Source organism: Anaerovibrio sp., assembly GCF_024697385.1.
Classification (GTDB): domain Bacteria; phylum Bacillota; class Negativicutes; order Selenomonadales; family Selenomonadaceae; genus Anaerovibrio.
This window is the reverse complement of the sequence record NZ_JAILFV010000120.1, coordinates 25,150-48,626: the sequence shown is the minus strand read 5'-3', so window position 1 is coordinate 48,626 and position 23,477 is coordinate 25,150. Positions and strand designations below refer to the sequence as shown.

The 23,477-nt window shown below is 44.6% G+C and carries 22 protein-coding genes; all 22 read left to right on the top strand.

The window, feature by feature from the left end; translation table 11 throughout:
* The first annotated feature begins 82 nt into the window (after positions 1-82).
* A complete protein-coding gene (locus K6C05_RS06780; RefSeq protein WP_296732843.1) occupies positions 83-838 on the top strand; it encodes a YdcF family protein in 756 nt (251 codons plus the stop codon).
* Between the two features lie 12 nt (positions 839-850).
* Positions 851-2,203, top strand: coding sequence for an MATE family efflux transporter (locus K6C05_RS06775; RefSeq protein ID WP_296732841.1), 1,353 nt, complete (start codon positions 851-853; stop codon positions 2,201-2,203).
* A gap of 328 nt (positions 2,204-2,531) precedes the next feature.
* Positions 2,532-3,980, top strand: coding sequence for a glucose-6-phosphate isomerase (locus K6C05_RS06770; protein WP_296732838.1), 1,449 nt, complete (start codon positions 2,532-2,534; stop codon positions 3,978-3,980).
* 220 nt (positions 3,981-4,200) lie between these two features.
* Positions 4,201-4,731 carry a hypothetical protein gene (locus K6C05_RS06765; protein WP_296732836.1) on the top strand — a complete coding sequence of 177 codons (531 nt, stop codon included), beginning with the start codon at positions 4,201-4,203 and terminating at the stop codon, positions 4,729-4,731.
* 7 nt (positions 4,732-4,738) lie between these two features.
* The gene (locus K6C05_RS06760; RefSeq protein WP_296732834.1) at positions 4,739-5,962 is read left to right on the top strand and encodes a secretin N-terminal domain-containing protein; all 1,224 of its coding nucleotides are present in this window, start codon (positions 4,739-4,741) and stop codon (positions 5,960-5,962) included.
* A gap of 66 nt (positions 5,963-6,028) precedes the next feature.
* Positions 6,029-6,703, top strand: a complete 675-nt coding sequence (locus K6C05_RS06755) for a response regulator transcription factor (protein ID WP_296732832.1) — start codon at positions 6,029-6,031, stop codon at positions 6,701-6,703.
* Positions 6,704-6,797: 94 nt separating this feature from the next.
* Positions 6,798-7,472 (top strand): bifunctional precorrin-2 dehydrogenase/sirohydrochlorin ferrochelatase, encoded by a 675-nt coding sequence (locus K6C05_RS06750; protein ID WP_296732829.1) that lies wholly within the window; start codon positions 6,798-6,800, stop codon positions 7,470-7,472.
* Complete coding sequence (gene hemA / locus K6C05_RS06745) at positions 7,414-8,712, top strand: glutamyl-tRNA reductase (protein WP_296732826.1); 1,299 nt, start codon at positions 7,414-7,416, stop codon at positions 8,710-8,712. The genes K6C05_RS06750 and hemA overlap by 59 nt, the downstream gene beginning before the upstream one ends.
* Positions 8,699-9,631 carry a hydroxymethylbilane synthase gene (gene hemC, locus K6C05_RS06740; protein WP_296732823.1) on the top strand — a complete coding sequence of 311 codons (933 nt, stop codon included), beginning with the start codon at positions 8,699-8,701 and terminating at the stop codon, positions 9,629-9,631. The genes hemA and hemC overlap by 14 nt, the downstream gene beginning before the upstream one ends.
* 21 nt (positions 9,632-9,652) lie before the next feature.
* The gene (gene cobA / locus K6C05_RS06735) at positions 9,653-11,170 is read left to right on the top strand and encodes a uroporphyrinogen-III C-methyltransferase (protein ID WP_296732820.1); all 1,518 of its coding nucleotides are present in this window, start codon (positions 9,653-9,655) and stop codon (positions 11,168-11,170) included.
* Positions 11,167-12,144, top strand: a complete 978-nt coding sequence (gene hemB / locus K6C05_RS06730; protein ID WP_296732817.1) for a porphobilinogen synthase — start codon at positions 11,167-11,169, stop codon at positions 12,142-12,144. Before cobA ends, hemB begins: the two co-directional genes overlap by 4 nt.
* A 28-nt stretch (positions 12,145-12,172) precedes the next feature.
* Positions 12,173-13,492 carry a glutamate-1-semialdehyde 2,1-aminomutase gene (hemL, locus tag K6C05_RS06725; RefSeq protein WP_296732815.1) on the top strand — a complete coding sequence of 440 codons (1,320 nt, stop codon included), beginning with the start codon at positions 12,173-12,175 and terminating at the stop codon, positions 13,490-13,492.
* Positions 13,493-13,572: 80 nt separating this feature from the next.
* Entirely contained in the window at positions 13,573-14,922 is a 1,350-nt protein-coding gene (locus K6C05_RS06720; RefSeq protein WP_296732812.1) for an S-layer homology domain-containing protein, read from the top strand.
* A 271-nt stretch (positions 14,923-15,193) separates the two neighbouring features.
* Positions 15,194-15,451, top strand: a complete 258-nt coding sequence (locus K6C05_RS06715; protein WP_296732810.1) for a hypothetical protein — start codon at positions 15,194-15,196, stop codon at positions 15,449-15,451.
* Positions 15,408-16,076 carry a hypothetical protein gene (locus K6C05_RS06710; RefSeq protein WP_296732808.1) on the top strand — a complete coding sequence of 223 codons (669 nt, stop codon included), beginning with the start codon at positions 15,408-15,410 and terminating at the stop codon, positions 16,074-16,076. The genes K6C05_RS06715 and K6C05_RS06710 overlap by 44 nt, the downstream gene beginning before the upstream one ends.
* A 134-nt stretch (positions 16,077-16,210) precedes the next feature.
* Positions 16,211-17,161 (top strand): hypothetical protein, encoded by a 951-nt coding sequence (locus tag K6C05_RS06705; protein ID WP_296732806.1) that lies wholly within the window; start codon positions 16,211-16,213, stop codon positions 17,159-17,161.
* A gap of 32 nt (positions 17,162-17,193) precedes the next feature.
* Entirely contained in the window at positions 17,194-17,619 is a 426-nt protein-coding gene (locus tag K6C05_RS06700) for a hypothetical protein (protein ID WP_296732804.1), read from the top strand.
* Positions 17,620-18,121: 502 nt separating this feature from the next.
* On the top strand, positions 18,122-19,045 hold the full coding sequence (locus tag K6C05_RS06695) for a hypothetical protein (RefSeq protein WP_296732802.1): 924 nt from the start codon (positions 18,122-18,124) through the stop codon (positions 19,043-19,045).
* 295 nt (positions 19,046-19,340) lie between these two features.
* On the top strand, positions 19,341-20,876 hold the full coding sequence (locus K6C05_RS06690) for an LPS-assembly protein LptD (protein ID WP_296732800.1): 1,536 nt from the start codon (positions 19,341-19,343) through the stop codon (positions 20,874-20,876).
* Positions 20,870-21,886, top strand: coding sequence for a PfkB family carbohydrate kinase (locus tag K6C05_RS06685; RefSeq protein WP_296732798.1), 1,017 nt, complete (start codon positions 20,870-20,872; stop codon positions 21,884-21,886). The genes K6C05_RS06690 and K6C05_RS06685 overlap by 7 nt, the downstream gene beginning before the upstream one ends.
* Before the next feature lie 78 nt (positions 21,887-21,964).
* Positions 21,965-22,432, top strand: coding sequence for a D-glycero-beta-D-manno-heptose 1-phosphate adenylyltransferase (gene rfaE2 / locus K6C05_RS06680; RefSeq protein WP_296732893.1), 468 nt, complete (start codon positions 21,965-21,967; stop codon positions 22,430-22,432).
* 2 nt (positions 22,433-22,434) lie between these two features.
* A complete protein-coding gene (locus K6C05_RS06675) occupies positions 22,435-23,475 on the top strand; it encodes a glycosyltransferase family 9 protein (RefSeq protein ID WP_296732892.1) in 1,041 nt (346 codons plus the stop codon).
* Positions 23,476-23,477 lie beyond the last annotated feature (2 nt).

Sequence of the window (23,477 nt, the reverse complement as noted above, 5' to 3'; positions counted from 1 at the left end):
ACTCACACACCAATATTATAGTACAATGAAGTAAATATGTGCAATCAGTGATAAAAAGTAACTATGAGTCAGGAGCAGTTTCATGATATATTTGTTGAAGTTTGGTGCCAGTCTTTTGATGCCGCCGGGAATTTTTTTAATATGCTTTTTTATAATTGCCTGTATAATATGGCGAAGGGGACATTCTGCCATAGCCAAATTCATGGTAGGGCTGAATATAGTTTTTTATCTGCTGTCAACCCAATGGATTTCCAGTATCCTGATTGGTTCACTGGAGGCTCAGTGCCCATCACCTGATACGATGGAGGGGGATTGTATTGTAATGCTGGGAGGCGGGGCTTCTGCCGGGACACCGGCAGTTCAAGGTACAGGCAATCTTTCATGTGTTGCAGAAAGCAGGCTTACAACGGCAGCACAGCTATATCGTCTCAAACCACTTCCCATAATAGTTTCGGGGGGACAGGTTTATGCTGACAGTGGCAGTGAGGCGAATATTGCCAAACGCGACCTGGGTCTTTTAGGCGTTCCTCCGGAAATGATAATCGTAGAGGATAAAAGTCTCAATACGCGTCAAAATGCAGTAAATACCTGTGAGATAATGAAAAAACAGGGGTGGTCGCGCCCCATTTTGGTGACATCGGCATTCCATATGGACAGGGCGGTATTGAATTTTCAGAAGGAAGGTATAGAGCCTATTCCTTTTGCAACTGATTACAGGGTAAGCCAGCCACGGTATTTCCACTGGAACAAGTTGAGTCCGTCAGCCCAGGCACTGGAAGACAGTGAGCTTTTCCTGAAAGAGAAATTACGGATTTTTGTCACCAGGTATTTTGAATAAGAAGGTTTATATATGATAAAAAAATTAACTGAAGGCAAACCAGCCAAGCTGATATTGTATTTTACCCTGCCATTGATAGGCGGTAATATATTTCAGCAGTTATACAGCTTTATTGACACCTTGTTGGTAGGCCGCTTTTTGGGGGTAGAAGCCCTTGCTGCCGTAGGCTGTACCGGTTGCCTTATGTTTTTGCTTGTAGGATATATGATAGGCCTGTCATCAGGACTGTCTATATATACGGGACAGCGTTTTGGTGCCAGGGATTATACCGGAGTGCATAAAAGTGCCGCTGCGTGCCTGATGCTGGCGCTGGTAATAGGCGTTATTATGGCAGTATTGGGGGTTCATTTCGCCAGGGATATCCTGGTTATTATGGATACTCCACCGGATATACTGGATGGAGCAGATTCCTTTATATCCATTATTTTAGGGGGAATTCCTATTACGGCGGTGTTTATGCTGGAAACTAATCTCCTACGGGCTTTAGGGGACAGTCGCCGCCCGACGATTATTTTAGCTATGGCATTATGTATCAATATAATAATCGAGCCCATTTTTTTGTTGGTATTCGACTGGGGGATTCCCGGCGCCGCTTATGGTGTGCTCGTATCTCAGTTCTTGGGAGCAGTGATAGTTTTTGCCTATATATGGAACAAGGTTCCTTTGCTGGTAATCCGCAGGAAGGACTGGGACTTTGACTGGACTTTTGTAAAGAACCATCTCATGATAGCCTTGCCTATGGCTTTTCAGACCTCCATAATTGCCTTGGGGACTGTGGTGGTTCAGATTGCCCTGAACAGGCTGGGGCCTATCCCGGTAGCAGCATATGCTGCTGCCCAGAAAATTGAGACAATTGCGTTGATGCCAATGATGTCCTTTGGAATTGCCATGGCGGCATATACGGCACAGAATTATGGTGCTGGTAAGTTTGCCCGCATCAAAAAGGGCGTCAATCAATGTATAATCATGTCCGGATCCTTTAGTTTGGCTGTGGGGATTTTTAATGTTATCTTTGGGTCATCCATTATGGAGCTCTTTGTTGGTGATTCTGCGCCGGAAGTGGTAGAGCTTGGACAGGTTTATATAGTTACCACCAGTGCATGTTATTTTGTACTGGCATTGTTGTTTATTTACCGCAATACCCTTCAGGGGCTGGGACAGAGCTTTGTACCCAGCTTTGCCGGAGTAATGGAGCTGGTGATGAGAACAGTGGTAGCCCTGTGCTTTGTTGATACCCTTGGCTTCTGGGGGGCAACCATAGCCAGTCCGGCGGCCTGGTTTGGTTCGTGTATTCCTTTGGCCATAGCGTACTATTATACATTGCGCAGGCTGAAAGTAAATATTAGGGAAATAAAAAATAATTAGACATTTATTGGATGTCTGCAAGCGTTATAACTCGGTGTAAGATGTCCCCTTCCTCTATAGGTGGGGGGACAATCCTTAACAGGTGGTGAGCATATCTCCACCTCGTTGCGACACGAAGTTAGTCCCTTTAGGGAAAACGCTAATTGGAAGATTTTTCTTTTTAAAAGAAAAATTTGAACAATGGCGTTATAACCATTGTATTTACTCTGTTAGCAGGCATTAACGGCCCATAAAAATCCGATTAATTAAGGCTCATTAAAAAAATAACAAGGAAATCCAGATTTTATCACGAAGTATACAACAATGATTATCGATAGGGGGATTTTCTATGGAGCTTAGATTAAAATCAGGTTTTGTATTTGATTACACCAATCTTGTGGGGGATGGAAAGGTTACTGAGGCTGATGTTCAGGGGTTGTCAGCAAAGATTTCAGAGGCCAATAAGGCTATTGGCGTAATGAGGCGTGATGGTATTATAAGGGGGCACCTGTCCAAGGATGGGACACCTGAAAAGGTATATTTTTCACAGCTACCATATGTTGAAGAGGGTAACCTTAATTCACCGGCATCCATTGCCCACCTCAAGGAGCTTACCAGGTCTGTTAGGAATCGTGTGGATGCAGTGGTATCCTTGGGAATTGGCGGGTCATATCTTGGCAACAAGGTTATTTTTGATGTTCAGTGTGGTGAATTCTGGAACTCAATGACCAGTGAAGAAAGGGATGGATTGCCAAAGATTTATTTCAGCGGTCAGAATATCGACCCTAGGCGCACTGGTGATCTGATCAAAGAACTGGAGCGTTCAGCACGGATTATCAAATCCCATGCCAAGAGAAAAATGGTTGTGGATTTGATGGTTATTTCTAAATCCGGCAGTACATTGGATACCATGTCGAATTTTATGGTGATTTATGATGCCCTGAAGGGTAACCCGGATATAGATGTGGAGATTATTGCTGTCACCGATCCAAATGAGGAAAAGCCTACCCTTCTGAAAAAATTGGCCATGGAAAATAATTGGCCACAATATAGTGTTCCTGATGGAGTCGGAGGAAGATTTTCAATTTTCTGCGATGTAGGGCTGGTTTTGGCTGCAGTCTGTGGCTTTGATATTGAAGCTTTCCTGTCCGGAGCAAAGGATATGGATATAGCTTGTCAGGATGAGGATGTATGGAAGAATCCGGCACTTTTGAACGCAGTCCTGAAATATATTGCAGCGGAAAAGTATGGTCGGGATATGGAAGTTATGATGCCATATGGGGATTATCTTAAATCTGTTTCTGAGTGGTATATCCAGCTTTTGGCTGAGTCCCTGGGTAAGCAGGTTGACCGCAGTGGCAAGGAAGTCCTTTATGGACGCACGCCGATTGTGGCAGTGGGAACAACTGATATGCATGCCCAGACCCAGCAGCATCAGGAGGGAAAATTAAACAAGGTAGTTCAGTTTATCCGGATAGAAGAATGGGATACGGATTTTGTTGTACCAAATGTTTTCCCTGAAGCGAAAAAATTGGCGGATATCTCTGGTGTCAGGATGAGCCAGGCACTGGAAGTGGCACGGAAATCGAATGCTTCGGCTTTGGCGTCCAATAACAGATTTAATGCACTGTTCTCGTTGCCAAAGCTGGATGCCTATCATTTAGGTGAGCTGTTGTATATGCTGGCGCTGTCCATAGCCTATGAAGGCGAACTGGCTGATGTGGATGCATTTAACCAGCCGGGTGTTGAAGCCTATAAGCGCATTATGGGACCGAGCTTGCAGGAATTAAAAAAATAACGATGTTCAAGATATCCCCCTGCTATACAGCCGGGTGGAATCAAACATCAACAGGTGGTGCTGTTGCTAACTGCCTGTCTAACAAAATATCATAGTGATGAGGCTTCGCGGGCATGTATTCCTTTTGCATGGTTGCCTTGTCAGCACGATATGTCGAAAAGGAGTGGCAGATTTGCAGGGGAATTTTGTGGACCTTGTGAAAAGAGCTGGCCGGCATTGTTTGCGATTATTCAGAGATTATTGGCAGATACGCATTCTGGCTATAATGGTGGTGTGTGTGTCAATGGTGTTGTTAAATGCAGATGGCCTGGGGCAGCAGCCCCAGGCCATTACTGTTTTTTCAGAGGGAAGAAAGGTGCAGGACAATTCAGGCCGATTCATTGAGATCAAGGGTATTCAGGAATCTAATAGGGGAACAAAATTATATAATCCGTTCATGGATAAAGATGAACAAAGGGAAAAGGACACTTTGCAGAAGGTGGGAAAAACACCAAAGGTCAAGGTGGAGCCAAGGAAGGAATCAGCCCCTCGTGAAAAAGGAGGCAGCTCCAGGGAGAAAGAAGCGGTCAGATTATGCGGTGTAATAATTCAAAATAACAGAAAATCAGCACTCATTGAAAAACAGGGCCATCAATATATATTGGCTGAGGGAGAACAGCTTGATGACATCAAGATTGAAAGCATTGGCACTACAAGTGTGTATGTCACTATCAGTGGAGTAAGGCGGACATTATATTCCGGAGCTTTCTAAAAAAGGAATGGTGCATTTTATGAAGATGAAAATAATAGTATTCATTATGTGTGTATTGTTTGGGACCGGTAATTGTGAGGCCTTAAATATCAATGTATCTGATGGCAGTGCCCACGAACTTATTAAATATATCGCAAGGGAAGGAAATATCAATGTTTTGATGGCCAGTAATTGTGATGCGAAAATAAGTATCAACCTTCAGGATGTTACCCCACTGGAGGCTATAAAAAGAATTTCCCTCATAAGTGGAATGGAGGTAACCGAAGCGGAAGGAGCATTGTTTATAGGGCCAAGGGAAAAGGTTAATGCACAATTTGGTGATGTGCATATCATTCCTGTTCAATATGCGGATCTGGATGAGCTGAAAAACGAGGTGGAAATGTTCTTGGGGAATAAAGATAGTATCTCGGAAAGGGTAACGGTTCAAAAGCGTAAAAATAAAGAAGGAAAAAGAAAGAGTGATAATAATACCGGTGAATCAACTGAAGTCATACAGAACCGGGGACGGATCGGAACCAACACAATAAAGCTGGGGGTGGATATTAATACCAGGTCATTATTGATATATGGTACACAGGAGGATGCAGCTGCGGTAAAACGACTGGTGGAATGCCTGGATGTGCCGGCGGCGCAAGTGTCATTGGAGGCTAAGGTAGTAGCAGTAAAAAGGGATGATGCGGAGAATTTGGGAGTTACCTGGAATTGGACCAGTCTGCCGCACAATTTTTCCTATGAAGCGTTGGTTAATCTGTTGATTTCCCAGGGGCGGGCCAGGGTATTATCCCGGCCTAATATTCTCACCCTCCAGGGCAGGGAGGCTGTAATCAATATTGGGGGAGATGTTCCGGTGCCTGCAGTATCTGTTACCAGCACGACCACTACAACATCTATAGATTATCGCCCTGCAGGGATTATTCTTCGATGCCGTCCCTTCGTCAATAAATCCGGGGACATAGAGTCGATTCTTCATATCGAGGTCAGTGCTCCAAGCTATGTAAAAGAAATGAAGGCATACAGCTTTCAAAAACGGTCTGTGGATACCAGGGTGCGCATGAAGGATGGAGAAACATTGGTTATCGGCGGGCTGATCAGCCGGGAAGAGGCAGAACAATTCTCTAAAATACCATGGCTAAATAAAATTCCGATTTTAGGAAGTTTGTTTCAGTATCGAAGTACAAAAGTCTTAAATGAGGAAATTATGGTGTTTATAAAGGCTCAAATACTTCAATAAAAAATTTATGTATGTTATAATGATAATGTATTATCTTGTTGGAGAACATGAAGAGAGGGAATTGTAATGGCAATAAGAGTGATGATTGCTGATGATCATGTCCTTTTAAGACAAGGCATTAAGAGGGTGCTGAATTTTGAAGAGGATATTGAAGTTGTAGGGGAAACCGGTGATGGTCAGGAGACCATGGCAAGGACCCTGGTCTTACAACCAGATGTTTTATTATTGGATATCAACATGCCAGGCGGAATAAGTGGACTGGATGTTGCCAAGCAGCTTCAGACCGTTAAGTGTGATACTAAAATCATAGCGTTGACTATTCATGATAATGATAATTATGTAATAGAAATGTTGAAAAATGGTGCTTCGGGCTATTTGTTAAAGGATGTGGAGCCTGATATGCTTATCAAGGCCATTCACATTGTGAATAATGGTGGAGTATTTATATATCCTGAGTTGGAGGAGCGTATTTTTGGCTGCATACGGGATGATGACAATATAAACGAAAAAGCCAAGGCTCTTTGGCGTTCCGGTCGCAGTGGACGGCTTACCGCCAGGGAGCTGGATGTATTATCCTGTATCGCCAAGGGGTTCAGTAATCAGGAAATTGCCAAAACCCTGTTTGTAAGCGAGAAGACAGTCAAAAATCATTTGACAAATATTTTCCGGAAGCTGGATGTTGGTGACCGCACTCAGGCATTGATTTATGTGCTTAAGCACAATATTATGAAACTGGACTGATGATAGGCGTGGGCCATAGCATACTGCTATGGCTCTTTTATTTTGTGATAATATATTATATAATTTGAAAAGTGAATCTGATTCACTAATTTATGTGTTGTGTTTTGGAGATAATATGTATCCTATCAATCTTGTATTGACGAACAGGCGCTGTGCCGTTGTTGGCGGTGGGGAGGTTGCAACCCGTAAAATATTAAGGCTGGTGGAAGCCGGGGCGGATGTAACAATTATTGCACCGACATTAACTGAAAAGCTCACAGATATGGTCAAGGTCAATAAGGTATCATGGAACAAGACAACTTACAGCAAAGGCTTGCTGCAGGATTTTTTTTGTGTTTTTTGTGCAACAGACGATGCTGTTGTAAACCGACAGGCTGCAGCTGAGGCCAGGGCGGCCGGGGCATTGGTGAATGTGGCATCTGCTCCGGAGCTGTGTGATTTTACAGTGCCCGGTGTGGTAAAGCGTGGCAGTGTTACCTTTGCAGTTTCCAGCGATGGTGCCAGCCCGGCTTTTGTAAGACTATTGCGCAAGGATTTGGAAAGGCGATATCATGAGGGCTTTGGGGAGATGGCCGAATTTCTGCAGAATTTGCGGCAGGAGCTGATAAAAAGCGGTGATTCGTCCCGCACCCGTGAGTTGCTTTGGAAACAGGTATTGAAGGAGGATATTATTCAATTAATTTTGGATAAGGATTTGAAGCGAGCGAAAAATGAAATCAGGAATTCAATTAATTGTGCTGGGATTAAATCATCGGACAGCACCCGTTGAAATCAGGGAAAAGTTCTGTTTGCCCCCTGAGGTTATCAGGAAAGGGCTGGAAAAGCTTTATGCCTATGACGATATTAATGAGGCGGTCGTCCTGTCAACCTGTAATCGCAGTGAAATTTATGCGGTGGTAAGGCGGGACTGTGTCGGGGCTGTAGCTAAATTTTGGATGGATTTGAATAATACAGAATGCTCCGGGGAATTTTTTGAAGAATATACATATTGTTATGCTGATGAAGAATGTATTGAGCATTTACTTCGGGTCACGGCAAGCCTTGACTCTTTGGTTATAGGTGAAGGCCAGATACTAAGTCAGGTTAAGCAGGCATATAATATAGCCCAGTCGTCCAATGCCACAAGCACGGTACTTAATCTTATGTTTAACCGCGCCATTGCAACAGGAAAGAGGGTGCGTTCTGAGACTCGTATAGCTTACAGTGCTGTATCGGTCAGCTACGCAGCTGTTGAGTTGGCAAGGGATATATTGGGGGATTTTACAGACTGTCAGGTATTGCTGTTTGGGGCCGGTAAAATGGCCGAGCTTACAGCAACACATTTGGTTTCCAGAGGGCTAAAATCCCTTTATGTGGCAAATCGTCATGTAGAAAGGGCAACAGAGCTGGCGGAAAGATTTAACGGGCAGGCCGTGGAGTGGCCTGAGGTATATGGCCTCCTGCAGTCCATGGATATTGTTATTACTTCTACCGGGGCTCCACATTATGTCATACATAAGAAAGAGGTATTACATGCTATCGACAGTCGCCAGGGCAAACCATTGGTGCTGATAGATATTGCTGTGCCAAGGGATGTAGACCCGGCTGTGGGGGATTGTCCCGGCGTTAAGCTGTTCAATATTGATGATTTGAAGGCCGTGGTAGATGACAATATCCAGGAACGTCGCAAGGAAGGCCTTTTGGCAGAAAAAATCATCCGGGAAGAACTGGATTTGTTGATGGAACGGCTGGAATATCTGTCCATGCAACCGATAATGGCACAGCTTTCAGATAAGGCAGAATTCATCCGGTCTCAGGAAGTACGGCGAGCTATGCGCAAGCTGCCTGATATTACTGATGATGAGCTGCGGATTATTGATAAAATGACTCGCATGATAGTCAGAAAAATGCTTAGGGATCCTATGCGGATGGTAAATAAAATGGCAGGGACTTCCAGGGAGCGCGTATTGAAGTTTGCAATCAGAAAATTGTTCAAGCTGCAGGAGGAAACGATGGATGAACAGGAATAGGATCGTAATTGGTACGAGAAGCAGCCAGCTGGCATTATGGCAGGCTGATTATGTAGCTGGTGAGATACAAAGAAAATATCCTGATACAGTGGTTGAAAAGCAGCTTATTACTACCAAGGGGGATAGGATTATTGATGCACCTTTGGCCAGGATAGGTGGTAAGGGACTGTTTACCAAAGAGCTGGAAACAGCCATGCTTGCGGGAGAAATCGATATTGCAGTTCATAGCCTGAAGGATATGCCGGTAACCCTGCCTGAGGGCCTTAAAATTACTGCGGTCACCCGTCGTACAGATCCGTGGGATGCACTGGTCAGCCCCCAATATAAGCATTTTGACAAGCTTCCGCCGGGAGCCAGGATAGGTACATCCAGTCTCAGGCGCAGGGCACAATTGCTGAGTGTCAGACCGGACTTGGATATCTGCAATCTTAGGGGGAATGTCAATACGCGTTTAAGACGGCTGGAGGAAGACCATTTTGATGGGATAATCCTGGCATCTGTGGGCTTAAAGCGGCTGGGGTTGGGACACCTGGCGACAGATATATTAGGCAAGGATATATGTCTGCCTGCAGTGGGACAAGGGGCACTGGCTATAGAAAGCAGAGCCGATGATACTGTTATAAATGAGATGATAGCATTTCTTGATGATAGTGATACCAGCATATGTACAGGTGCTGAGCGGGCATTTCTGGGCAAGGTCCAGGGGGGCTGTCAGGTGCCGGTGGGTGTATATGCTTCTATTGCTGAGGGGAGCCTCCATGTGGAAGGGGTTATTGCATCCCTTGATGGGGCATGTGTATATCGTGATGAAATAACCGGTAATCCTGCCGATGGCGTTACGTTGGGGTGCAGGCTGGCTGAAGGCCTTTTGGCTGCAGGTGGTCAGGGTATATTGCAGGAACTGGGTATAGAAATTTAGCTGATTAAGGAGATTGGATAGATGTCAGGGACGGTTTTTTTGGTTGGTGCAGGCCCAGGTGACCCAGGGTTGATGACGATGAAAGCAGTAGAATGCTTAGGAACGGCGGATGTGGTTGTTTATGACCGTTTGGCCGATAAGCGTATTTTGCAATATGCGGCAGAGAATGTCGAAAAGATCTATGTGGGCAAAGCTTCCAACAGGCATACCATGACCCAGGAAAAAATATGCCAGCTGCTGGTGGATCTGGCCATGGAAGGTAAAACTGTGGTCAGGCTTAAAGGCGGAGATCCATTTGTTTTTGGGCGCGGTGGGGAGGAAGCCCTGCTGCTTCAGGAAAATGGCATCAGATTCGAAATTGTTCCTGGCGTAACATCGGCAGTATCTGTGCCGGCATATGCCGGGATTCCGGTTACACACCGAGGGATAGCCGCTTCCTTTGCAGTTGTTACCGGACATGAGGATCCTGCAAAGGAGCACTCAGATATAAATTGGCCGCAATTGGCAACGGCCACGGATACGCTGGTTTTTTTGATGGGGATAGCAAATTTGCCCGGTATAACAGCAAAATTAATTGAATACGGTAGAAATCCCGATACTCCTGTAGCTGTTATCAGGTGGGGAACAAAGCCACAACAGCAGGTGTGGACTACAATCCTGTCTGATGCAGCCCAAATGGTGGAGCGGGAAAATATTAAGCCACCATGTATTTTTATGGTGGGCAATGTTGTATCTCTCAGGGATAAGCTTGCATGGTTTGACAATCCTGCAATGAGGCCTTTGTTTGGCAGGCGGATACTTGTTACCCGGGCCAGGCCACAGGCATCCAGGCTCATGGAGGCTCTGGAATTTTTGGGAGCGGAATGCGTGGAGGCGCCTGCCATTAAAATTGAAGAGCCTGCAGATGCCTACGGAATGATTGATAGGGCAATAGAAGAAATTGCCGGATATGATTGGATTGTTTTTACCAGCACCAATGGTGTAAAACATTTTTGGAACAGGCTGCAGGCCAAAGAGCTGGATGCCAGAGCTTTGGGGAAAAATAAAATATGTGCCATAGGAACGGCTACTGCTGAGGAATTGGCTGTACACGGATTGGTGGCTGATATTATTCCGGAGCGATATCAGGCAGAGGGGATAATTGATGCCATGCAAAAGGAAGTAGGCCCCGGGAGCAGGGTGTTGATTCCCCGGGCTGCAGAAGCACGGGAAGTACTGCCGGATGCTTTGAGGGAAAAAGGTGCAATAGTAGATGTAATACCTGTCTATAATACTGTTATAGGTGACATGGAGTCAGATAATATAAGGGAACTTCTCATAGAGGGAAAAATCGATGTAATAACCTTTACCAGTTCATCTACTGTGGTCAATCTCCTGAAGCTCATTGATTCAAGGGATTTGATTCAGTCTGCGTGCATTGCCGCTATTGGACCTGTTACTGCCAATACGCTGACAAAGTACGGACTCAAGGCTGATATTGTGGCAGAAGAATATACAATATCCGGATTGGTAGATGCTATTAAGGAGGCATTTATATGATTGAACAGAAGCTCCGCCCACGGCGGATGCGCATCAATGAAAATATTCGTTCCATGGTGAGGGAGACAAGTATCTCGGTAAAAGATTTTGTTTATCCGATTTTTGTTGTGCCAGGTAATAATGTCAGGGAAGAAATATCCAGTATGCCAGGCTGTTACCATTTATCTGTGGATAAGGCCGTGGAAATAGCCAGAACAATTCATGATCTGGGAATACCGGCAGTAGAAGTTTTCGGGTTGCCTGAATACAAGGATGAACAGGGCTCCAGTGCCTGGGATATGAATTCACCGGTACAGCGCGCCATAAGTGCTATAAAAAAATCTGTTCCGGAGCTGGTTATAGTTGGAGATGTCTGTCTTTGCCAATATACAACCCATGGTCATTGTGGACAACTTTGTGGACATTATGTGGATAACGATGCTACCTTAAAGCTTTTACAGAAGGTGGCGGTTAGTCAGGCTCAGTCGGGGGCAGATATAATTGCGCCTTCAGATATGATGGATGGTCGTGTGGCGGCTATCCGGGAAGCACTTGATGAGGATGGCCACAGCAATGTCTCCATTATGTCCTATGCGGTGAAATATGCGTCGGGATATTACGGGCCATTTCGGGATGCAGCTGATTCGGCACCACAATTTGGTGATAGGCGGGCATATCAGATGGATCCTGCCAATAGCAGGGAAGCCATGAAAGAGGTTGAACTGGATCTGGCCGAGGGTGCAGATATTATTATGGTAAAACCGGCATTGGCGTATCTTGATATTGTAAGACAGGTACGGGACACTATAAATCATCCGGTGGCCGTGTATAATGTAAGTGGTGAATATGCCATGGTAAAAGCTGCTGCAGCCAAGGGCTGGATAGATGAAAAACGCATTGTATTGGAATCCCTTACAAGCATGAAGCGTGCAGGTGCAGATATTATCATTACTTATCATGCCATTGATGCAGCAGGCTGGCTGCATGAAAAATAAGCAATTATCTTGGAAAGGAAATATTATCATGTTGACTTTGGATAAATCAGCGGCTGCCTTTGAGGAAGCCAAGAGATTAATGCCTGGTGGGGTAAATAGTCCGGTCAGGTCTTACAGAAATGTGGACTGTAATCCACCTTTCATTGCCAGGGCTGAAGGCAGTCATATTTTTGACATAGATGGTAACGAGTACATAGATTATGTGGGTTCCTGGGGCCCAATGGTCGTTGGACACGCCCATCCAAGGGTAGTCAAGGCTTTGCAGGAGGCTGCTGCAAGGGGCACAAGCTATGGGGCGCCTACACTGATAGAAAGTGAGCTGGCCAAGCTGGTAATGGAGGTTTATCCATCCATTGAGATCATTCGCATGGTAAATTCAGGGACAGAGGCAACAATGAGCGCCTTGCGTTTGGCCCGGGGCTTTACGGGACGCAATAAGATTGTTAAATTTATTGGTTGCTACCATGGACATAGTGACAGCCTGCTGGTGAAGGCCGGCTCAGGGATGGCTACCTTCGGTGTACCGGACAGCCCGGGAGTTACGCCAGGTACAGCCAACGATACAATTACCATTCCATATAATGATACAGAGGCCTTTACCAGGGTTATGGATGAACATGGCGAGGAAATAGCTGCAGTTATCGTTGAGCCGGTGGCGGGTAATATGGGATTGGTGTTGCCAAGACCCGGATATTTGGATTTGCTCCGCAAGCTGACAAAGGAAAGTGGTTCATTGCTTATTTTTGATGAGGTGATGTGTGGTTTCCGTGCCTCCTTGGGTGGAGCGCAAAAGGCATATGCAGTCAAGCCGGATATTACATGCCTTGGTAAGATAATCGGCGGTGGACTTCCTGTGGCGGCTTATGGTGGACGGGCAGATATTATGAACTGCGTTGCTCCTGCCGGACCGGTTTATCAGGCAGGGACCTTGTCAGGTAATCCGTTGGCCATGACTGCCGGCTTGGAAACGCTCAGAATCATTACTGAAGAACCAGAGCCGGGAGAACCGGATTACAGCAGGGTGCTTACCATCAAAACCAAGAAATTGGTATTGGGAATCGCGGCCAAGGCAAGAGAACTGGGATTAGCATTTCAGGTACAGCAGGCAGGCTCAATGTTTGGATTTTTCTTTAATGAGCGGGAAGTTGTTGATTATGAAACTTCTGCAGCATCCAATCAGGAGGCCTTCAAGGTATGGTTCAGGGAAATGCTGGAGCAGGGCATATATTTGGCACCTTCTCAGTTTGAAACATTGTTCATGTCCGGGGCCCATACTGATGAGGATCTAGATAAAACGATAGAGGCCGCGGGGATAGCCTTGGGAAAAGTTAAAAAATATTTATATTGATAATCATTTGCATTATATCCAATAATATGTTATCATCTCATAGTGGAGATGATAACATATTGTATTGGAGGTATTTTCATATGAGTAAAAAGGCTATAGCAGCTGTTTCTGCTGCTTTGATTGTTGGAGCAACCAGTTCTGCGTTGGCTGCAGTTAATCCATTTAGTGATGTGCCGGCAGATCATTGGGCGTATGATGCTGTCAGTCAATTGCAGCAGGATGGGGTGGTAAATGGTTATGGTGATGGTACTTTTCGTGGGAATCAAACCATGACCAGGTATGAAATGGCTCAGATTGTGGCCAAGGCTATGGCCAAGAAACCTTCTTTAAGCAGTGATACATCCAGGGCTGATAAGGCAATGATTGATAAGCTGGCGGTGGAATTTCAGGATGAATTAAAAAATCTTGGTGTCCGTGTTGATGAGCTGGAAAAGCGTATAGATAATGTTACCTGGGATGGTTCCGTCAAGTATCTTTATAGAAGCGATGACCGTCCTGGAGACAGACAGACCGGTAATCAATTGGTATTACAGCTCAATCCTACCATGGCAATCAATGATAATTGGACTGCTCATGCCACCATGGAGTACAGCATGGATGCAAATGCAGCACATAATGCTACTGCCGGTGACGATGTTCCATATAATGGGTCATATTTTTCTGTTAAGGAAATATTTGCTGAGACCAGCTTTTCCGATAAGGGAAATCTCATGATAGGTCATGTTCCTGTTGAGTCAGTAGCAGACAGTGGTCTTGTTATCAGTGATGATGTTGTCGGTTTTCAGGCTGCCTATGGGGACAAATGGCAGGGAATTCTCACGGCAGGCCGATTTAATTTCGATCCTGGCAAGCACAGCAATGAAGCCGGAATGCTGATTGGCGATCCTGCCACAGACAGCCCGGTAGCAACCTATGGTTCACTGGAGTTATTGACCACAACCGACAAGTACACCTTTGGTGCTGCCTATCATACCTTCCGCAGCTCCAAAGTAGGTGAATATATTAATCTTGGTGATTATACTGACAGTTCCCTGGATATCTGGAGTGTTGGTGGAGCATACAATTTTACTGACAAGCTCAGTCTGGCAGCTGCATATGCCAAAAACTTCAAGGGCTCCGGAGTAGATGCTTCCATGAAGCGGGCATACAGTGTTCAGCTTTCCTATGGTGAGGCAGATCCTTCCCAGCCTGGTTCCTTCGGAATCTACGGTGCATACAGGTATCTTACTCGTGCGGCTGCACCAAGTCCTGCCTTTGATGGTGTAATGGCAACAGGTGATCAGAATCAGAAGGGTTGGGAGATAGGTGTATCCTTTACTCCGTTCACTAATGTGGTAGGCTCTTTGGCATACTTCAAGGGCAAGGAGTTTACTGCTGATGCCGAAACTGATGGCAAGAAATACTTTGGCCAGTTAGAATTCCTGTTCTAAGAACAATAAACAATCGATTATTAAAATCCTGTGTAACAGATACAATGCTGTTATACAGGATTTTTTTGCTGCAATAAGTTTGGCATAAAATGTTCGGCAAAAAGGAGATATATCAGGTGGAGTCCGGCTACTATCATCAGGAAATGGTGATTGTGATAACAGGTGATAACTGATAGTTACATAGCTTTTTTATGGTAAAATATATCTAAATAATATGTTGTAGAAGTCCGTGTTTTTTCAGGTCGGGTTAAATGTGAATAAGAGGGGAATTATGATGAAGATATCCAATTTGATTTCTGTTGCTCTTTTGCTTGGTATGATTGCCGGGAGTCATGGGACGGCTGTCGCAGAGTCAGCGATGGGAATGGACACCGGTGCACAGATGGAGCGGGACCGCAGGGACATGGAACGGGAAAGGGTATTGGAACAGATAGCGGAGGATGAGGCCACCAAGAAAAATCAAGTAGAAAAGGAAGAGTCTCCATATGTTTCCGACCGTATTCAGGCCAAAAAAGAGTCTTGCGACTGAAGTCTCAGAAAAGGGAAGTGTATACTTTGATACAGATGTAAATGTAAATGGAATTGTGAATATCACCACAAATGAGGGCGAAATCGTTGTAGGACATGAGGTGAAAGCCGTTGATGATATTAACATGACCACGAATAAGGGCGATATTGATATAGGCTCTGCTATCACCTCCACCGGGGGAAGCATAGGTCTTCAGGTAGGAACGGGAGATGTTACTATTGGTGATAATGGCCCGGATGTGGAAACTGTTACTGCACGGGATAATATCAATGCAAAAGTTGATTTGGGCAAGATAATGATTTATGGCAAAACCTCTACTAAAAATGGGGATATATCCATGTCAGCCGGTGAAGCTCAGTATAATCCAGGCAGCCAGAATATCATCATAAGCCAGAACGGTGTACTGCAGTCCGGGGCTGATATAGAGCTGACCGGACGCAATGGTGACCTGCATGTTACTGACCGTATTCAAAGTAATAAAAATTTGACGGTTAATACAGAAGACGCAGGAAGTGTTTATTTAGACAGTGATTTGAATGTAGATGGAAATGTGAAGATTAAGGCTAATCAAGGAGATATCATTGTTGGGGATTATAACGCCATTGTTCAATTTTTTCTTCTTTAGAAGAAAAATCTTCCAATTAGCGTTTCAACGAGCTGGGAGATATGCTCGCCAGCTGTTGTAGTTTGTTTTCCCCCACCTAAAGAGGAAGGGGACATCTTAAAGCTCGTTATATTCAGGCCAGTGAAGATATTTCCATGACGACGGACAAGGGAAATATAAATACCGTAGGAGATATCAATTCTGTCGGGGGCAATATAGGAATCAGTGCAGGAACCGGCGATATCGAACTGAAAAATGTGACTTCCGCAGGGAACATAGACATTTCCAGCATCGCACAGGGGTCAATCAAAGGCAATAATGTCACTTCAGGTGGTACTACAAGTGTTGTACTTTCCCAAGGTGATCTCTCCCTGGATCTTGCTGAAGGTGAGACTGTGGTTCTTCACATGGATGATAATACTGCTGCATCAAATGTTAACCGTGTATCAGCAAAAGCGGGGGGCGGCAATACTGCTGATGTGGACTTGTCAGGCAATTTCATTCAGATTGGTTCTATTGTTGCTGCTGACGGTACATCACCTCTGCAGGTTTCATTTAAAGGAGCAGGCGCTCAGAAGCTTATCAGCGGCGGTGTCTCTGTGGGAGGTATTCACTCACAGTACGGCACACGGATACCGAATCTCTGGACCAATCAGGGATATCTCCATGTTGACGAGGGAGACCTGGTGATAGACGATATGTTTGCGGTGAATCAGATCCATGTTGACAACAGTTATACGAATTTCGCCGTCTTTGGTGGCATTCCTGTACGGGACGGAGCCAATCTTGTCTACTGGAACAATTTTAATATGGCAGACAGTAAGGCGCGTAGCTTCCATTTATATCAGGATGGGAAGGTACGGACCAAGAGGGCTGTACTGGTTGATGCTGGCAGAAATTATAACAAGCTTTACGGGGATAATCTCAGTGTGATGGACATGATGCGTGAACGGGTTACGAATGAGCATGGTAAATATACCTTTGACAGCAGGCTGTTGACTGAGTATGGCAGGCGCATGAAGGCACCGGTGTTCTTCGGCATGGAATCAACACTTGATATTATTCGTCGGCAACATGCATCTGATGCTGAAATTGTGGTAGAATAATATTAGATATATTAAAAAAGGAGACTGATAAAATGAATAAAAAAGCAGAGGCATTTAAAGCGTATCTGGAGGAAAAGGATATCCATGTATTTGAGGTAGAGGAGCTGGAAGGAGACAGTCAGCAAACAACGGTATTTCGCTCCCGTATCACGACGGAGGGGCAGCAGCTTCCACTCATTGTGATACTGGATGAGTCAATTTTTTCACTGGTGCGGGTACAGATTTCACCAAAGGCTTTGACTGAGAGCAATCAGTTGGAGCTCCTGAAAATGATAAATGAGGAATCTGCGGCATACAAGCCTTTCAAGCTCTATCTTAATTCAGCTGGAGATTTGATGCTGGATGTATGCCTGGTTGTTGATGATAACCTGAACGGGGATATGATTTACACCATGTTCTCTGTGATTATTGATTACCTGGATGCGCATTACCGTAAATTCATGAAATGTATCTGGTAACCATATTTTTCGGTAGAGATGCTGAATTAAAATTAATCATAAATTAATCAGAATCAAATGTTATAATCCTGTATAACAGATATAATGCTGTTATACAGGATTTTTATAATAAAAAAGAAAAAGGCCGGACTGAAAAGTCCGGCAAAAAAAGAAAATATAAAAAAATAAGTGCTTTTGAGTAAGCTGTATCTACAGCTCACCTGCATAGTAGCAAATATTTGCTTAAAAGTCCAGCATTTTTAAAAAATATTTTTATTGGGATACAGACTGGAAAGGAGGTGGGTTAAAGTCATGTACAACAACGGTTTAAAAGGTTTTGTCGTGGCAGGTGCCGGTGGTATGGTATTGATGTGGTGGCTGGACAGAAAAATGGCATGATTATTATTTATTGACCTGTTGCCTCTGATATATTAGTATTAATAGGGGTATAGGATAATGCGGATGCGAATATTGGCTCCGTAAGGTTATAGGTATTAATATTCTGACTTAGGAGGATTTTTATATGATCAGGAAATTATTTAGCGTATTTTTAAGTATGGTTTTCCTTATTACTTCCACAGGGATTGCCATGGCAGAAGTTCCCAACACCGCCAATGGAAAGCTGGATGCCATTGAGAAAGTAGTATATGGTGCCACCCAGACCGGGGCCATTGTGGAAAGAATAGAGCGGTTGGAAAAGGATTTTGATGGGGGCGTTGGTAAAGGGGGAATGATGGACAGAATCAATTACTTATATGATACCACCTTCGATAATACTCAGAGTCCATCCCTGCTCACACAGCTGAATGCCTTGGAATGGACCATATCCCATACTGTAAGCATGGAACCTATACAAAAGCGTGTCAACGCTATGGAGAATACCATTCAGGGCAAGAATTCCGGGGGCTCCTTTAAGGCCAGGATAGAGAAACTTTCTACCTTTGCATTTGGGTCAACTACCATCCCACTTACCCAGGTGTCTGTTCCTGCCAATACCCTGGTTAAGGTGGCATTGGTAACCCCTATTAATGCCAAGAACCTGAAGGCGGGAGATACAATCAAATATCAGGCAGCAGAAGATGTGATTGAAAATGATATGCTTTTGATTACCAAGGGTGCTCCTGGTGAAGGCGTCATAAACAAGGTTTCCCAGGCCAAAAATTTTGGCCGTGATGCTGAGATAGAAATAGATTTTAAGAATATAGAAGCTGTAGATGGAAGCAGCTTAAGCATGACATTGGGAGAAGAATCCCAGAAGAATATGGAGCAGCTTGGTATGGCTGCCGGAGCCAGCCTGGCCGGTATGATTGTATTGGGACCTATAGGTATTATTGGTGGTGCCTTTGTCAAGGGGAAGAACATTAATTTGCCTGAGGGAACTGAGCTGTATATTCAGACCAGCAGTGACAGTACAGTATATGCTATACCAACTACCACTGCAGAATAAGGTTTTCTGTTCCTGCGATACTTTATGCTTTATAGCTGATAGCTGTATGCAGAAATAATTATCTGGCGGATATTGGCGATTTATCAGGGAATTTTGTTGGGTAAATCCTATTGAATTTATTTACGCTAATGGGAAGATTTTTCTTCTGCAGAAGAAAAATTCAACAATGGCGTCATAATGTTAAGCTTTCTTTAACAACCCTCCTGGTGTAGCCCGGGAGGGTTTTACTTTGCTTGTTTTTGCCTACTAAATGGAGTATCATATAATAGAGTAACTTTAGATAGGGGATTAATCCATGAAGAAAAAAATTAAGGCATTATTGTGTGCCGGAATTGCAGGCACATCCTTTATGTTGGGCGGAAATGCATCGGCGGCCACATATCATAGTGATACCGATACAAACGCAGATGTTTTGGATTATATAGAAAATGACAGACGGTCCCAAAGGGAAAATGCACTGACTGATGAACAGCAGAAGCTGGTACAGGATGCTTTTGAGATGCGCAAAAATCTCCATGATCCTCTTGATCCCACTAAGAATATACCAATTGCCGTTGAAGGTGATGATTTATTTTATGATCAGCGTAATGGCGATTTTACAGCAAAGGGCAATGTAAAAATCACAACATTGGATGCTCAGAGATTTCAGAGTGATTTGACAGATGGTAATCTTGATGTTCATGAAATCAAAGTTCCCGGCAAGGCACATATGTTGCAGATGACACCGGGCCAGGCCAAAATAATCCTGGATGGCTATAAGACGCAATACAATTATGAAACCAAGACCGGTAAGATGGAAGATGTGGATGGTAAGGTTGGGCACCAGTACATCAAGGGCAAGCGGATTGAACTATATCCTGATAAGATTATTGTTTACGATGGATATATGACCAAATGCTCGGCAGTAAATCCGGACTATAAGGTTACAGCCTCCAGGATTGAGGTTTATCCTAACGACAAGATGATATGCCATAACATGAAATTTTGGTTGGGAAGTATACCTGTTTATTCCACTAAAAAGCAGACATTTAAGCTCAATGGGAAGGATGGCAGTCAGCAGCTTCCAAGAGTGGGCTTCAATAAGGATGATGGCTTGTGGCTGAGCAAGGATTTTAGCTATTATCTTACGGATAAGCTATCCCTGTATGGCTTTTTTAAGTATACAACCAAGCACGCATTCCGCAATCATGGAAGCATAATATGGGATACCGGCTTAGGCCGCTTTGAGTTTATGAACGGATATTATGCCGGGAACAATCATCAGTGGCTGAAAAAGTCACCATCCTTCCTATACACAAAAACAATAAAACTGAAGGATTTTCCTATTTCCTGGGGGCTGATGTACGAACGCGGTTCCTGGAGTCAGGGGAATATACATAGTATGCATACCTATTATGGGATTACTATGTCCCATGACCCGATTGCCCTGGGCGGTAATCATATGCTTGAGCTGAGCACTAATTATTCCGTTACCAAGGAGTCAGCCAATCACAGGGATATAAAGGGTGTTGGCTATAAAGCCTTGGTACGCCGTGATGTGGATGACCGGTGGGCTTATTATGCCTTATACAGCTATACACAGGCCAATAGCAGGAATTCTGTGTTTGATTTTGATCTTGACAGCTATTCCCGCAAATTTGCTGCAGGCTTCAGTTACAGATGGGATAAGAGCAACAGGTTGGTGGTTGGTTCTGCCTTTAATGCTTCGACCCATGACCTGGAGGATGTTGACCTGTATTGGTTCCATGATATGCATTGTTATCAGCTCATTGTCAGATATCGTGTTAAGCGTCGTACAGCTGGTGTAACACTGCAGTTTAATCCATGGTGACAGAGGTGTCTATGATGAAGGAATCATTGATAAAGGTTATAGACAGGATGCAGGGCAGTGAAGTCCTGATAATTGGTGATATGATAGCCGATATCTATCTGGAGGGAACTATTTCCCGGATATCCAGGGAGGCTCCTGTACTGGTTTTGGAGCAGGCAAGCGAAAAAGTGGTTGCCGGTGGGGCGGCCAATGTGGTCAACAATGCTGCGACATTGGGGGGCAGAGTCCATGCTGCCGGGGTCCTTGGTAATGATACCGGTGCCACCGGTCTTAGTAATATATTGTCAGCCAGGGGAGTGGATATTGACGGTTTTATTCGTGACGCTTTAAGACCTACCATATCAAAAACCAGGGTTATTGCCGGAGGCAGGACCACTGTCAGTCAACAGGTGGTCAGAATTGACAGGGAGAGCAAGCTGCCACTTCAGCCAGAATATGAATCAAGGCTGGTGGGATATCTGGATGGTGTATTGCCAAAGGTTCAGGGAGTGGTGTTCAGTGACTATGGCAGTGGCACCATTACCGACAAAATCCTTAATAAAATTCTTTCCTTTTGTCAGGCGCATAATATACCTACCATTGTAGATTCAAGGTATGATATTTTGAGATTTAAGTCTGTTGATTATGTGAAGCAAAACGATGCAGAATTGGCTGCTGCAGTGGGGCGGACTTTAACAAGTGAAGATGACCTGATTGTGGCCGGCAGGGAACTGCTCAGCAGGATGGCTGCCAAGGGTGTTCTGATTACCCGTGGTGGTGATGGGATGACCCTTTTTTGTGATGATGGTTCTGTTTATAATATTCCAGTTTCGGATAAAAGTGAGGTCTTTGATGTATCAGGTGCAGGGGATACATGTGTTGCCACTGTGATATTGGCCTTGGCTGCAGGTGTGGATCCACTGTCTGCTGCAACCCTGTCCAATATAGCCTCGGGAATTGCCGTGCGCAAGATGGGAACATCTGTAGTAACCGTTGACGAATTGCGTGATTTTGTAGAAAAGAGATTGTAATTCATGTTGCATGATGCTGATTGAATGATGATGGAAAAGGGGGATGGGTTTATATTCCCCCTGCAACAGGAGATTTTTATGCTGATAGATTCCGCAAAAATAACTGAATTTTGCCAAATCCTGCGTGATGGTGGTCAAAAAATTGTGTTTACCAATGGGTGCTTTGATATACTCCATGCCGGGCATGTGAGATACCTTAATAAGGCTCGTTCCTTTGGGGACTGTCTTGTGCTGGGGCTGAATAGTGATGCTTCTGTGCGCAGTATCAAAGGACCTTCCCGGCCAATCAACAATGAGCTTGATAGGGCTGAGGTGGTTGGAGCTTTGGGCTGTGTTGATTATGTGGTTATTTTCGATGAGCCTACGGCAGAAGCCCTGATAACAAAGGTTCATCCTGATGTTTATGTCAAGGGTGGAGATTATACCATTGAGACACTGCCGGAGGGGCAGATCGTGCAGGCATATGGTGGTACGGTGGAGCTGGTACGGCTGGTGGAAGGCCGTTCTACCACAAGGGTTATCGAGAAAATTCAGGCAGGAGTATGATGATGAGGGATATACAAAGTGTACTTGTTGTTAAGTTGAGTGCTATCGGAGATGTTATTCATGCGTTGCCGGTGTCCTACGCCATAAAGGAAACCTATCCTGACGCCAGGGTCACCTGGGTGGTGGAACCGCCTGCCTATGATATTCTAAAGGATAATCCATATATAGACCGCATAATTGTTTTTGAGAAGAAGAAATTTAAGTCTTTAAAGGGTTTCATCAAGAATTATGGGCCTTTTACCAAGATTCTCAATGCCGATAAATATGATGTTTCCCTTGATCTCCAAGGATTATTTAAATCTGCTGCCATTGCCTGGGCAGCCAAAGCACCTTTGCGCCTGGGTACCTGCAACATGCGTGAAATGAGTCATAAAATAAGTCGGCCAGTGGTGGGAAGGTATGCCCAGGGGCATATAGTAGAACGATATCTTGATGTAGTCCGGGAAATGGGCTGCAAGGTTCAGGATGTCGTTTTTCCTATGGAAATTTCTGATTCAGATTGTAACACTGCCATTAATGCCATGAATCATGCCGGCGCCCACATGGATAATCCATATGTGGTACTCGCAGTTGGCGCCAACTGGCCCAATAAACGATGGCCTACAAGATATTATGCACAGCTGAGTGATTGGCTCTATGGACAGAAAATCATTCCTGTAATCATTGGCGGTGGTGCCTTGGATGCACAGCTGGCTGCTGATATAGAAGGTGCTGTAGAAATACCACCAATCAATATGGTTGGAAAAACTACTTTAAAGCAATTGGCTTATGTGATTAAAAATGCCTGTGCCGTAGTTGGTGGAGATACCGGACCTGTGCATCTGTCTGCAGGGTTGGGAGTAGATACCATCATGGTTATGGGCCCGACTGATGCTAACAGGAATGGTCCCTATGGACAGCTGGATAATGCCATTGAATGCAACCGTCCTTGCCGATATTGTTGGAAGCGTGCATGTCCAAAGGGGTTGGATTGCCTTTCGGTAATTCATCCTGAGGATGTGGAAAAAAAGCTGGATATTATATTAAGGAAGCATTTGAAGTAATA